Raw genomic sequence first — 11,233 nt, 5'->3', positions numbered from 1 at the left:
GCCCGGGTTCCACTCGTCGGCGGAGCGCGCGGCCGCGCCGGCTGAACGCCGGCTCGTCAAGCGCCTGAACCGGGCGCAGCGTGTCGGTACCCCGCCAGCCTTCGCCGCGCTCCTGATCGAGCTGGCCCGGGGGGCGACATGACGGCCACGGTCGTGGACGCGGACTGGGTCGCGGCCCGGCTCGGCCTGGACGCCCGCAGCGTGTACCGCGGCGCGCGGGCGGGGCAGATCCCCTGCCGGCGCGTCGGGCGCCGGTACATCTTCGTCGAGCAGGCCATCGAGTCCTGGTTGGTGAGTAGTATCACGACGCCCTTGATTCCGGCCGAAGCCGTGCGATGATGGGTATCACGATGACCATCACCGCTGACAACTTCCCCCGCCGCGGCCAGTATGTGGAGACCGAGCACCACGGTCTGCCCTGCGTCGTGCGCACGACGGACTTCGGACACAAGTGCGGCTACATCGGCCTCCCCGAGAGCCACCCGTTGTTCGGCAAGCACTACGACGACGTCCCCGATGTCGTGGACGCGTTCGGCGGATTCACGTTCAGCGAACCGGGCGCGGGCGGGCTGTGGTGGATCGGCTGGGACGACGCGCACTACGAGAAGTTCAGCGGCGACCACATGCAGGAATGTGCGCGCCTGGCGGAGCTGCTGATGGGCCCGCTCGACTGATTCGACCCCGCCCCCACCCGCCCCGCCGTCGAAGGACGCGCGGGGCTTCAGGCGTTGTGAGCACCACACGCGAAGCCACGACCGCGGCCCTGACCGCGGCCATCGCCATGATCATTCGGACCCGGCCTGTGCTGGCCCTGCGCATGCACAGGGCCGCGTCCAGGTTCGCGGGCCCGTCGGCACCGCGGCCGCTGTTCGCCGAGGACGACGACGCGACCGAATGCGAGGTGGCGCGATGATCTCCCGGGGCGATGATATCTCCGATCTGATCGGCGAGACCCTAACGGAGGTCTCGGGTGCGGAGCGCCGAAGCGAGACGATCACGTTCCGTTGTGCGAGCGGTCGCCGGTTTGTGCTGCGCCACGATTACTCCTGCTGCGAGAGAGTGTCCGTCGAGGACGTCACGGGCGATGTCGCGGATCTGATCGGTTGCCCGATCGTGATGGCCGAGATCGTCGAGAACGATAGCGACCCACCGCCAACCCCTGTCGAATACGGCAGGTACACGTGGTCGTTCGTCAAGCTCGCGACGGCGCGGGGGTACGTGACGATCCGATGGTATGGCGAATCGAACGGGTACTACTGCGAAACGCCGTTGTTCGAAAGATGCGGTGACCGATGAAGTGGCGACGAATCAAAGCCGGATACTACGAGCTGCAGGACGCGGACGGTCTGCTGTTTGCCGTCGCGGAACGCTCGACAGCGTGGCACGGCTGGTGGTGGTGGTGCACGTGGGGCTATTCCGACCCCGTGAGCGACATCGCGCAGAGTTTGAAGTCCGCCCAACGAGACGCCGAGACAGTCGTACGCCGCTCCCAATGGAATGTGGAGAGCTACAAATGATCCGCACTGCCATCAATCACCTGCGCGAGTACCTGGCCCCGATCCTCGCCGACTTGCGCGCGTCCGTGTCCGAGCTCGGGGACACACGCAACGGCGAGGTCGAGACGCTGACCGGGGCCATCCAGTCGATCGGCCGCATCGTCGGTGTGCCGATGCCTGTCGTCGACGACGTCCACGTCGCAGCGCTGATCGCCGCGGTCCGCGAACGGTCCCAGCCCCGGGACCTCGGCGAGCCGTCGTTGGAGTACCTCGAGCAGCTCTACCGCGACCTCGCGCGCGAGCACGAGCGAGGGAAGGTCGCCGCGCCGACCGATCCGTGGGCGCTGCCGGCGGGGCTGACGTGGGGGCGCTTCGGCGAACAATGGGCGATCGAGGACCGCGCCGCCGGACAGCTGCTGTGGCTCGCTGTGGATGGATATCCACGCGGGAAGCTGACGTGGCGTGCCGACGCCGCGCAGCTGATAGCACTGCTCCGCCGCCGCCGCAACGTGGTCGAGCCCGGCGGGCCGAAGGGCGGTGTGTGATGGACCCGATTGTGATCTTCACAATCTGTTTTTTCTCGAGCCTAGCGGGGATCGCCGTCGCCGGCCTGGTGAGCTGCAGCGATTGGTACGAGCACCGCCGCGCGCTTCGGCAGCTGCGCTACGACGCAGAGCTGCGCGCGTACAGGCGGGCGCTGCAAGAGGCGGAGAGGGAGGACCGCCGGTGATCACCTACCGCATCCACTGCCACGCCGAGCCCACGCCCGCGTCCCTGTCCGCGGCCCTGGACCATGTCGAGCGTCAGCTCGGACTGCACCAGGCGCGCGGCCAGGTCCGCCGTCGTCGCTGCACCTTCCGCGGCGACGCGCTCGCGGGCGAGATCTGGACCCACGACAGCGAGGAGACGACGACATGAGCACGAAGCACCACTGGATCGAGCACGACATCACCGAGCAGGTGCAGGCATGGCACGACGACGCGGACGGCTCCGACTGGCTCGAGCTCGCGGCGACGACCGTCGAGGTCCGTGTCGAGGAGGGCATCGACCCGGGGACCTCGACCACGATCGTGCGCCTGCGCCTGCCCCGGTTCTTTGGTCAACGGATGCGGGCGGCGTTCGCGGACGCGACCGCCGCAGCCCGCCGCAAGACGGAGCGGCTACGCCTTGCCGAGCGCCTCGAGGCCGCCGGGCTCCTCGAGGACACCGCCGTGCTCGCGATCGCCGACCTCGACGACGGCTGACCCCTCCTCTGCTCGCGCGTGTACGGGCGCGCGGGCGCGGACGGGGCCGGTGTTATGGTGCGGCTGCTGCGGTAGCCCGAGCGTCGAGCAGAACGTGCGCGTCGACGCGGCCGGCGTCTGCACGGTGGGCCTGGCCTACCGCAAGAAGCCACCGCAGCCGGCGCCGGAGTGGCTGCGCAAGGGTGTGGCGGCCATGGGCTCCATCTACGACGACAAGCCCACCTAACACGCGATATTCGCGATCGTCGTCGATTGCTCGTTGCGTCGGCGCGAACCGGCCGTATTATTCAGACATGGCCTGGCGCGACGCCGGCCGCCGAGAGGAACCGACCATGACCGCCACGACCATCACCGCCAAGATCACCGCCCGCGCTGCCCGCTCGACCGTCCCGGGCAACGCGGGTGCCGTCGACGCCACCGTCTACGTGGACGGCCGCGACGTCGGCGACTGCACCCTGCTGCCGCGGCAGCACGACGGCCGGCTCGACGTCTGGGGCGAGCTCGACCACTGGGCCGACGACACCCTGCGCGCGGCGCTCGACGCCGGCACGCTGTCGGCCGACGATGTCGTCGAGGCCGTGATCGCGGCCGACCGGTAGCGCTCTCCTGGGTCTGCCCGCGCCCCGCCGACGAAGGTCGCGCGGGGCTTCGGCGGTAGGAGACCACGACGATGCCCGAGCCCACCCTCCGCCCCTGCGGCTACCCGCCGACCCCCATCGAGCACACCGTCGACGCCCAGGGCTTCGTCCTCGTCGACGGCCACCGCGTCCCCCACACCGCCGCCGGCGACCACCTCCGCTGGACGCCCAGCTGCACCACGAACTGCGCCCGGTGCCACCGCCACAACGTGCCGCAGACCATGCACGTGGTCGCGCAGCTCGACGATGTCGTGCCGGGCGGCGTGCAGTACTTCACCGCGATCAAGGACATGCGCCGCCTGTGCGACGAGTGCGCTTTCCTCGATGCCCTCGCCGCGACTGGCGGTGCACCGTGACCCCGGCCTGGCGAGTCGCCGCCGCGCTCGCGCTCGCTTGCAACCTCGACTGGGGGCGGTGGGTGGCCGGCCGCGACGGTTGGTGTGGGCGTCGGACGTGCCCGCCCGACCTCGACGGCCAGTGCCGATGCGCATCACCACCCGTCGCCGACCCCTCCGACGCCGCGGCGTACCTGGCCGACTGCGCGCGCCGTGGCGTCGAGCCGGGGCCGCTGCCGGCGCGTGAGTACGCCACTGGCGAGGTCGCTTGGGTCGTGGCTCCCGAGCGCGACGGGACTGTCGACTACGTGGCTGTGCGGGCCGGCGCGGCACAGTGCACGTGCGAGCCATACCGCGGCCGCGACGGGACTGTCGACTACGTGGCTGTGCGGGCCGGCGGCGGCATCGAAGTGTCCACGCAGGAGGACCACCCGCATTGGTCTGTCTGCCCGAACTCGAGGTGCACAGCCGCCGACCTCGCGCTGCTCTCCACCCTCGTCACCGCGGCCGCGGCCGCACTGGGACACGACCATGGCTGACACGACCGACGACGAAGTCCGCGCCACGCTCGCGGTCGCGTACTGGCTCGCGCCGCAGGGGCCGACATGAAACGCCGACCACCATCCAAGGCCACCCTCGACGCTCGCCGGCCACTGCCGCCGGAGGTCCTCGCCGACGCGCACCAGCCACCGCCGATCCCCGCCGGCCGGCTGATCCGCAGCACGCCCGTCGACACCGCGCGCGTCCCTCCGTGGGGACCGATCGTGTGGGAGCACGTGCGGCGCAAGTGCGTCAACGGTGCCGAATGCGAGTGCGGCTGCGGCTCCACGCGCGTGCGGGTGATCGCGCGGCAGCGTGGTCTCGCACAGAGCCACGCGGCGCGACGCCGGGTAGTGGAGGCGTGGGCGCTATGAGCACCGCGCGCGTCACCGTGCACTGCACCTCGACCTCGTGCGGCTGGTCGACCCAGCGTCGCCGCGAGACCGCGCTCGAGCGTCCGTGCCTGCGGTGCGGCGCCGAAGTCCGCCTTGCCGACACGGGCGCCGGTCGCCCGCGCCTGCCCGAGGACCAGCGCCGCGTGCTGCTGCGCGCGTGGGTCCTGCCGGCGACGATCTCGTGGCTCGACGATCTCGCCGCGCCGACGAGCGCGCCAGGATCGCCAAGGAGCTACACCGTATGGCCGTCGCGGAGAAGGAGTCCGACCAGCGGTCGGCCGGGCTGCACGAGGCGGCGATGTTTGTCGAGCGGGGTGCAACGTGAAGCGCCGACCACCCTCCAAGGCGACACTCGACGCGCGCCAGCCACTTCCGCCGGAGGTACTCGCCGACGCCCACGAGCCGCCGCCGCAGCCCGCCGGGCGACTGCTGGCCGCGACGCCGGTGCACACGCTGTCGAACATCACCGCGTGGCGTGTCGCCGCCGCGCTCGCGCTCGCGTGCGGGCTCGACTGGGGCCGGTGGGCTGTTGGGCTCACGGCCGAGATCCCCACCACGCCGGGTCTCGATTGCGACGAGTGCTGCGGATGGGGCGGCTACACCGACCACCTGAGCGACCAGTGGTATTCGTGCTCGCGCGGGTGCGCGACGCCTGCTGATCGCGCGCGAGTCCCCGTCTCCGACCCCTCCGACGCCGACGCCTACCGGGCCGACTGCGCGCGGCGTGGCGTCGAGCCGGGGCCGCTTCCGTCGCTGGAGCACTGGGGCGCGAAGACAGGCGTGTTCTTCCGCGTCAACGCGGGTGTGCGCATCGACGTCGGCGGAGCCTGCTGGACCACGATCACCTTTGGCGGAGCCGTGCACGTCGCGACGGACAGCGACGGATGTGAGGCCGCCGAGCTCGCGCTCCTCTCCACCCTCGTCACCGCGGCCGCGGCCGCGCTCGAGTGCTAACCTGCCCCGGTGACCGTCTACCGGAGCCCGCGCGGCAAGTGGATGATCGACGTCGTGCTCGAGCGGCCGAACGGTGAGACCCTCCGCGTCCGCAAGGTCGCGCCGGTGCAGACCCGGCGCGACGCCGAGGCCTACGAGCGCGACCTCCGGCGCGCCCACGACCTCGCGATCGCAGCACGGCGTGGTGACGTCGCGGGCGAGCTCGTCGACCGGGCGCTGACCCTGATCGCGGCGAACGACGACTAGACCACGCCGGTGCCGTTGCAACGCCGACACGCTTCGGCCGGCGTGAACCCGAGGCCGACGTAGACGCGCGAGCCCCTGCAGTCCGGGCAGGTCGCGGTCGCGGTCGCGGTCGCGGTCGCGGTCTGACCAAGCGCGCGGTCGAGCGCGTAGTAGGTCTGCTGGATCGCGAACGTTGCTTCGTACGGTCCCCAGGGGTCGGCCCAGATCAGCACGTTGTCTGCGACCCACATTCGATAGCCGCGCTCGACCTGGACCGGAAACCCGTTGCGCATCCGATCACCGACGGTCGGTAGCGTGGACTCGTCGAGCCGGGCTTTTGCGCGGGCTTCGCGGAAACCCGGTAGGCGTACCAACAGAGCAAGCTCTGGGGTGCCGCAGAGCCACACCTCGTCGGGGAGGTCGCCCTCGACCGCGTACCAGTCGGCGCCGTAGACACGAAACGTCACCGTCGTGATGGTCATCGCGCACCCCCGATGAACGGCACGGCCATCGCCGACAGCAGGTCCCGGGAGTCGCGACCGTACGCGCGCAGGGCCGCGGGCTCGGGCGCGGGCGTGGACGCCGGCAGCTCGCCATAGCGCGCCTCGAGCTGCGACCAGGTCGAGGGCAGGGACACGACCGCGGCGAGCAGCGGCCGGCGTCCGATGCCGGCGCGGATCCAGCGCAGGCGCACGACCGAGGTCGTGGGCGCGGGCAGGGGCGGGGGCGTGTGCGGTGCACGGCTGCACGCGACCAGGTACCGGCGCGCGGGCACGGTCGCGGTCTGGCAGCGTGGGCACGGACCACCCGCGCGGACGCGGGCGCCGACCCAGCGGCAGGACGGGCAGCGGACGACGTGGCGCGGGTTCACGGGGTCACCCCGCCACGCAAGACTTCGATCGTGAGCATCAGCGTGGATAGTGCGGTCACGTCGGCCCCGACGCAACCCAGAACGTGGTGAGTGATATCACGACGAACGGCCTGGCGCGTGGACGCGGGCGCGGGCATGATGATGTCGAGATGGCAATCACAATCACCGTCGCCGAAGTCAAGGCCCTCCTGAAGTTCGCCTCCGAGGACGCAGCTCGCGAGAACCTCTGCGGCATCGCGGTCTCGGGGCAGCGCCTCGCCGCGACCAACGGGCACGTCGTCGCGATCCGCGGCGAGGACCCGCGCGCGTCCTGGTCCGGCGCGCTGATCGTACCCACCGCGCTGTGGCTGCAGGCGATCGCCGGGCTCAAGGCGGGCGACCAGCTCGAGGTCGACGGGGATGCCAACCTGGTCACGATCACCGGAGGCCCCGCACCGGTGCAGTGCCGCAGCCCGAAGCGGACCTTCCCGCCGCTCGATCAGGTCATCCCCGAGTCCTCGCGCAAGGCCGCGAACTCGATCGGCGTCGGTGGTCACTACCTCGCGCTGCTGCCGGTGATCGACAAGGCCACGCGCACCAAGTCGGGGTTCTGGGACATGCGCTGCGGCGGCGAGCTCGACCCCATACTCCTCGTCGCGCAAGGCCGCGAGACGACGTGGACCGTGATCATCATGCCGGTGCGGCTGTGACGGACCTGCCCACCGAACTGATCAAAGCGGCCGACACGATCGAACGGCTGACCGACTGTGGTTGGCGGCGCCCCGCGATGGACGGCTGGACGCGCGCGGCGGTGATCGAGGCCCTCGACGAGGTGGTCTGGCGCGCGCACCTGCGAGGTGTCGGATGACCGACCTGCTGCTGCTCTACTACTGCGACTGGTGCCACGACACCCGTCTCGACTTCATGGCCGACGGCAGCTGGAGGCCGTGCGCGTGCGTCGGTCGGCTCGACCGCGAGATCCGGGGCGGACGAATGCTCGCCGCGGCCACGCTCGCGGTCGCGTACTGGCTTGCACCGACGACGAAGGAGAACGGAATGAAGGAGGAACGACGATGACGAACAAGACCACGACCTGCGGCGGAACCCGCCGCGTACCTTGGCCCGAGGCTGGGCTGTTGCAAGACTGCCCGGGGTGTGCGGACTGCGGGAGCGTGCCGAGGGACGCCTGGACGTACGCGGTGCGGTTCGCCGCACCGGCGGGCATGCACAGGCTCGCCTTCGTGCAGGCGCTGCAACGGGAGAACGCGAACAACCTCGAGCGCGGACGCATGCTGCACGAAGCGCTGCAGCAGCAGCCAGGCCCTTGGGGCTCCCTTGCCGATGCGGCACGGATGGTCCCGCCCGAGCCCGAGCCCGAGCCCGCGGAGACGGTCACGATCGAAGACCTCGCGCCCGGGGAATGGTTCCGTGTCGTGCCCGGCGGGACGCTGTACATGTGCCTGTCAGTCTCCGAACCCGGTCTGTACTCCGCGGTGGACCTGAACGGCGTCATGGTGTCGTGGGTCCCGGGGACCACCGTCCACCTCGTCGAGGTCGATGTCTTCGCGGACGACGAGGACGACGAGATCGACGAGGAGACGTTGGCCCCGGAGAAGTTGAAGACGCTCGACGCCTACCCAGGCTGGGCCGAGATGTTCATCGACTGATCGACCGGCGCTAGAACGACGAAAGCCCCCGCGACCGTGGACCGGTGCGGGGGCTTTCGTGCGTCGTGCGAACTAGACGAACGATAGCGACATCGTGTGGGTGACCCACGCGCCGGCGACGTTCTGCCGCTTGAAGCGCAACGTCAGCGTGCTGTCGCCCGCCATCTGATCGAACGCCGCTGCGAGTGCCGCGAACGAGTTCAGTGCGTACTGCGTCGACGTCGGCGACTTCGCGATCGTGAAGTCCTTGTCGCCGTTGCGCAAGCCCATCGCGTAGATGAACTCGCCCGAGGTCGCCTCCACGATCTGCCACGACTCCGCGCCGCCGCTGATGATCTGCTGGTAGCGCGCGGCGTCGCAGGCGTAGAGGTAGCCCCAGCCGTCACTGTACAAGAACTCGTCGATCGTCGACTGCGGGATCGTGGTCGTGTGCACGAGACCCGTGCGGTCGGTCGTGTGGGTCACGATCGACGGCGGGTCCCACCCGTCGCAGGACTCGATCGCGACCATGCACTGATCCTCGGTGGCGTAGCCGAGGTCGTCGATGTCGGTCGCGGCCGTGTGCTCGACCGCGCAGTGAGCCGAACCGGACGCGCCGTAGGTGGGCAGGGTCGAGACCGAGTCCATCACGCAGACCGGGTTCGGCTGATCCGCGTCGAGGTTCGTCGGCTCGTACGCGTCAGCGCCCATCGCGAAGTTGATCGACACCGCGAAACCGGGATCGGTGAGATAGCACGCCTCCAGGCATGCCTGCTCGAGCATCGCGGCGTTGAGTGCGGACTCCGAAAACAGGATGTCGACGTCGACGCAATCGAACGTCACGCCCTCGCCCGCGTTGGCGGGCTGCGGATTGATCGTGCGGAAGTCCACGCCAGACATCGAGGTCGAATAGACCTGGATCCGCTTCATGTGGCACTGGTAGTTCTTGAGCTCGCAGGGTGGCGGCGGGTCGCCGGTCGAGCTCGAGCCCCCGTCGCTGGACGATTCGCCCGCGCTCATCGACGCCGAGCCGGACATCGTGATCCCGCCGGACGAGTCTGCGCCCGATGCCGTGCTGTCGGTACTGGTCGTCGACGCGGACGTGGACGCGGTCGTCGTCGCGGTGCCGCCGGAACCGGACGCCGAGCCGGCCGTCGATGCCGAGCCGGAATCCCCACCGCTGCTACTGCTGCCCGTCGCGCCTGAGCAGTCGCAATACTGGTGGCCGTACCCGTTGTACTGATTGTTGGGGGTCGAGTCGCTAACCCAGACGCAACCTGGCATCTCTTCGCAGGTCGCGGGTTCGCCGTATCCGCCGTCGTCGGCAGTATGTCCGCGGCATCCGAGGACCGCCGTCGCAATGATGAGCGTGGAGAGAGTGTGCTTCATTTTGTCGTTCGTCCTTGCCAAAGTCCACAGTGCTGAATCGTCCACGCGCCCCGCCTCATTTGGTGGATCTGCTGGTCGGTCAGCTCGTCCCCCGGAATGGGGTACATCAGATTGTTCGGATCGTCGACGTGCTGCAGCCCCGTCGCGTGCCCAAGCTCGTGCGCGAGGCTCGAGCCTTTGTCGACGGACCAGACCATCCGCGCGCACTTCCCGAGATAGAAAGTCTCGCCCGCCACCGAGTTCGTGGCGGGGAGGACCAGCGCGCGGACGGCCCACCCGGGCTCATACGTGTACAGGTCGCGGATCTCCATGCCGAGAAGCTCTGCCGCCTCATCGAGGGTCTCCTGCGAGTGGTGCACCGTGTTCGCGGAATACCGGACCTGGATCGTGTCGGAGAGGTGCTCCTCCTCGCAGGCGAGCAGGGGCAGCACCAGGCACAGCAGAGTGCGGGGCGTGAGCATGTCTCAGTTGTAGGCGCGCACGACGGCCGGCGCAACCGTCGTGCGACCGATCACTAGTCCCGACCGCGGACCGCGGCCGCGATCGTGGCCACGTCCGCGGCGATGGCGTCGACCTTCTTCTCGACGACCTCGATGCGCTCGCGGTTTTCCTCGACGCCCTGGGCCTGACGCCCAGCGAACACATCGATCACCGCGTAGGTGATGGCCGCGACCGTGGACACGATCGCGGCCGCGCCCCGGCGCTTGGCCGACTGCCGGGTCATCGTCAACTCCGCGGACATGGCCGCGGCCGGGGCCGCGGTCTTGACCAGCTGCCGGAGCTCGGCGAGCAGGTCGTGCACCGCCGATGCCTCGGACGCGCCGGCGGCCGACATCCGCGGCACCGGTGCGCCAGGGATCGTCGGGATCTGGGACTCGGCTGCGCTGGCCATCACTCGCCTCCTTCGTCGCCGGCGACGAGCTCGGGCGCGGGTGCCCGCCGCGCGGTCACGACCAGCGCGGCCGCCAAGGCGAGCAGCTCGTCCGGGACCGGCTTCCCGGCGCGGATCGACTGGACCGCATCGGCGAGGGCCTGGGCCCCGGCCTGGGTGCTGGACTTGGCCGCGAGGCTGGCCCCGCGCACGCCCGCGGCCACGAGAAGGCCCACCAGCGCCTCGGAGAGCGCGGGCAGCTGGTCGGGGGTGACGAGGCCCAGCAGGAGGGCACCGCCGCCCAGGACGGCCAGGGCGAGGGCTACCCAGTCGACGGCGGCGCGGTCGGAGGGGAGGCGGGCGAGGAGGGCTACGATCTTGGCGAACATGGGGGTTTCTCCGGGGGTTGACACGCGCGGCGGATGCGCGTCACACTGGCGACGATGACCGGACTGGAGATCGTCGTGTCTATTCTCACGGCCGTGGGCGGCCTCGTGGACCTGGTGCTGCTGTGCCTCGCGCTGTGGTGGGGGCACCGGATGCTGCGCGCGGTCGAGTCCGCGGCGAGGGCGGCCCGGGACACCTACACGAGCGTCGAGCAGATCCGCCACGCTGTGAGAGCTATCACGAGTTGACACGCACGCTGCGCG

Annotated in this window: 23 protein-coding genes; 17 read left to right on the top strand and 6 right to left on the bottom strand. The window is 70.3% G+C overall.

All coding sequences use genetic code 11. The annotated features are described in order from the left end of the window. Positions 1 to 138 precede the first annotated feature (138 nt). The 12 genes from IPH07_23840 to IPH07_23785 all read left to right on the top strand — a co-directional run bounded on the left by IPH07_23840 (position 139) and on the right by IPH07_23785 (position 5,848). Positions 139 to 339 (top strand): helix-turn-helix domain-containing protein, encoded by a 201-nt coding sequence (locus tag IPH07_23840; protein MBK6920453.1) that lies wholly within the window; start codon positions 139 to 141, stop codon positions 337 to 339. An 11-nt stretch (positions 340 to 350) separates the two neighbouring features. After that, positions 351 to 674 carry a hypothetical protein gene (locus IPH07_23835; GenBank protein MBK6920452.1) on the top strand — a complete coding sequence of 108 codons (324 nt, stop codon included), beginning with the start codon at positions 351 to 353 and terminating at the stop codon, positions 672 to 674. A 220-nt stretch (positions 675 to 894) separates the two neighbouring features. Continuing rightward, positions 895 to 1,296 (top strand): hypothetical protein, encoded by a 402-nt coding sequence (locus IPH07_23830; GenBank protein ID MBK6920451.1) that lies wholly within the window; start codon positions 895 to 897, stop codon positions 1,294 to 1,296. Further along, entirely contained in the window at positions 1,293 to 1,517 is a 225-nt protein-coding gene (locus IPH07_23825; protein MBK6920450.1) for a hypothetical protein, read from the top strand. The genes IPH07_23830 and IPH07_23825 overlap by 4 nt, the downstream gene beginning before the upstream one ends. Continuing rightward, positions 1,514 to 2,041: a hypothetical protein gene (locus tag IPH07_23820; GenBank protein ID MBK6920449.1), complete on the top strand. Its 528-nt coding sequence runs from the start codon at positions 1,514 to 1,516 to the stop codon at positions 2,039 to 2,041. The genes IPH07_23825 and IPH07_23820 overlap by 4 nt, the downstream gene beginning before the upstream one ends. 181 nt (positions 2,042 to 2,222) lie before the next feature. Continuing rightward, positions 2,223 to 2,414, top strand: a complete 192-nt coding sequence (locus tag IPH07_23815) for a hypothetical protein (GenBank protein ID MBK6920448.1) — start codon at positions 2,223 to 2,225, stop codon at positions 2,412 to 2,414. Continuing rightward, positions 2,411 to 2,740 carry a hypothetical protein gene (locus IPH07_23810; protein MBK6920447.1) on the top strand — a complete coding sequence of 110 codons (330 nt, stop codon included), beginning with the start codon at positions 2,411 to 2,413 and terminating at the stop codon, positions 2,738 to 2,740. Before IPH07_23815 ends, IPH07_23810 begins: the two co-directional genes overlap by 4 nt. A gap of 49 nt (positions 2,741 to 2,789) precedes the next feature. Continuing rightward, positions 2,790 to 2,966, top strand: coding sequence for a hypothetical protein (locus tag IPH07_23805; protein ID MBK6920446.1), 177 nt, complete (start codon positions 2,790 to 2,792; stop codon positions 2,964 to 2,966). A 106-nt stretch (positions 2,967 to 3,072) separates the two neighbouring features. Then, complete coding sequence (locus IPH07_23800; GenBank protein MBK6920445.1) at positions 3,073 to 3,339, top strand: hypothetical protein; 267 nt, start codon at positions 3,073 to 3,075, stop codon at positions 3,337 to 3,339. 71 nt (positions 3,340 to 3,410) lie between these two features. After that, positions 3,411 to 3,734, top strand: a complete 324-nt coding sequence (locus IPH07_23795) for a hypothetical protein (protein MBK6920444.1) — start codon at positions 3,411 to 3,413, stop codon at positions 3,732 to 3,734. A 1,235-nt stretch (positions 3,735 to 4,969) separates the two neighbouring features. Next, positions 4,970 to 5,602: a hypothetical protein gene (locus IPH07_23790; GenBank protein MBK6920443.1), complete on the top strand. Its 633-nt coding sequence runs from the start codon at positions 4,970 to 4,972 to the stop codon at positions 5,600 to 5,602. 9 nt (positions 5,603 to 5,611) lie between these two features. Beyond that, positions 5,612 to 5,848 carry a hypothetical protein gene (locus IPH07_23785; protein MBK6920442.1) on the top strand — a complete coding sequence of 79 codons (237 nt, stop codon included), beginning with the start codon at positions 5,612 to 5,614 and terminating at the stop codon, positions 5,846 to 5,848. On the opposite strand, the gene IPH07_23780 is transcribed toward IPH07_23785, so the two are convergent. Beyond that, on the bottom strand, positions 5,845 to 6,309 hold the full coding sequence (locus IPH07_23780) for a hypothetical protein (GenBank protein MBK6920441.1): 465 nt from the start codon (positions 6,307 to 6,309) through the stop codon (positions 5,845 to 5,847). The genes IPH07_23785 and IPH07_23780 overlap by 4 nt on opposite strands. Next, complete coding sequence (locus IPH07_23775) at positions 6,306 to 6,602, bottom strand: hypothetical protein (protein ID MBK6920440.1); 297 nt, start codon at positions 6,600 to 6,602, stop codon at positions 6,306 to 6,308. The genes IPH07_23780 and IPH07_23775 overlap by 4 nt, the downstream gene beginning before the upstream one ends. Positions 6,603 to 6,847: 245 nt before the next feature. Here IPH07_23775 and IPH07_23770 point away from each other — a divergent pair, with 245 nt between their 5' ends. From IPH07_23770 to IPH07_23755, 4 genes are read left to right on the top strand one after another with little or no spacing between them, the layout of a single operon-like run. Then, complete coding sequence (locus IPH07_23770; GenBank protein MBK6920439.1) at positions 6,848 to 7,387, top strand: hypothetical protein; 540 nt, start codon at positions 6,848 to 6,850, stop codon at positions 7,385 to 7,387. Beyond that, positions 7,384 to 7,545 carry a hypothetical protein gene (locus tag IPH07_23765; GenBank protein MBK6920438.1) on the top strand — a complete coding sequence of 54 codons (162 nt, stop codon included), beginning with the start codon at positions 7,384 to 7,386 and terminating at the stop codon, positions 7,543 to 7,545. Before IPH07_23770 ends, IPH07_23765 begins: the two co-directional genes overlap by 4 nt. Then, complete coding sequence (locus tag IPH07_23760; protein MBK6920437.1) at positions 7,542 to 7,754, top strand: hypothetical protein; 213 nt, start codon at positions 7,542 to 7,544, stop codon at positions 7,752 to 7,754. The genes IPH07_23765 and IPH07_23760 overlap by 4 nt, the downstream gene beginning before the upstream one ends. After that, entirely contained in the window at positions 7,751 to 8,344 is a 594-nt protein-coding gene (locus IPH07_23755; protein MBK6920436.1) for a hypothetical protein, read from the top strand. The genes IPH07_23760 and IPH07_23755 overlap by 4 nt, the downstream gene beginning before the upstream one ends. 72 nt (positions 8,345 to 8,416) lie before the next feature. Here IPH07_23755 and IPH07_23750 read toward each other — a convergent pair whose 3' ends face one another. From IPH07_23750 to IPH07_23735, 4 genes are read right to left on the bottom strand one after another with little or no spacing between them, the layout of a single operon-like run. Then, positions 8,417 to 9,712 (bottom strand): hypothetical protein, encoded by a 1,296-nt coding sequence (locus tag IPH07_23750; GenBank protein MBK6920435.1) that lies wholly within the window; start codon positions 9,710 to 9,712, stop codon positions 8,417 to 8,419. Continuing rightward, positions 9,709 to 10,173, bottom strand: coding sequence for a matrixin family metalloprotease (locus IPH07_23745; GenBank protein ID MBK6920434.1), 465 nt, complete (start codon positions 10,171 to 10,173; stop codon positions 9,709 to 9,711). The genes IPH07_23750 and IPH07_23745 overlap by 4 nt, the downstream gene beginning before the upstream one ends. 53 nt (positions 10,174 to 10,226) lie before the next feature. Further along, complete coding sequence (locus IPH07_23740; GenBank protein MBK6920433.1) at positions 10,227 to 10,604, bottom strand: hypothetical protein; 378 nt, start codon at positions 10,602 to 10,604, stop codon at positions 10,227 to 10,229. Continuing rightward, positions 10,604 to 10,972 (bottom strand): hypothetical protein, encoded by a 369-nt coding sequence (locus tag IPH07_23735; protein MBK6920432.1) that lies wholly within the window; start codon positions 10,970 to 10,972, stop codon positions 10,604 to 10,606. Before IPH07_23735 ends, IPH07_23740 begins: the two co-directional genes overlap by 1 nt. A gap of 33 nt (positions 10,973 to 11,005) precedes the next feature. Here IPH07_23735 and IPH07_23730 point away from each other — a divergent pair, with 33 nt between their 5' ends. After that, the gene (locus IPH07_23730; GenBank protein ID MBK6920431.1) at positions 11,006 to 11,218 is read left to right on the top strand and encodes a hypothetical protein; all 213 of its coding nucleotides are present in this window, start codon (positions 11,006 to 11,008) and stop codon (positions 11,216 to 11,218) included. Positions 11,219 to 11,233: the final 15 nt, after the last annotated feature.

Source organism: Deltaproteobacteria bacterium, assembly GCA_016709225.1.
In the GTDB taxonomy this organism is placed as follows: domain Bacteria; phylum Myxococcota_A; class Polyangia; order Nannocystales; family Nannocystaceae; genus Xiheibacterium; species Xiheibacterium phototrophicum.
Note: the sequence above shows the minus strand (reverse complement) of the source record. Positions and strands in the feature narration are given on the sequence as shown.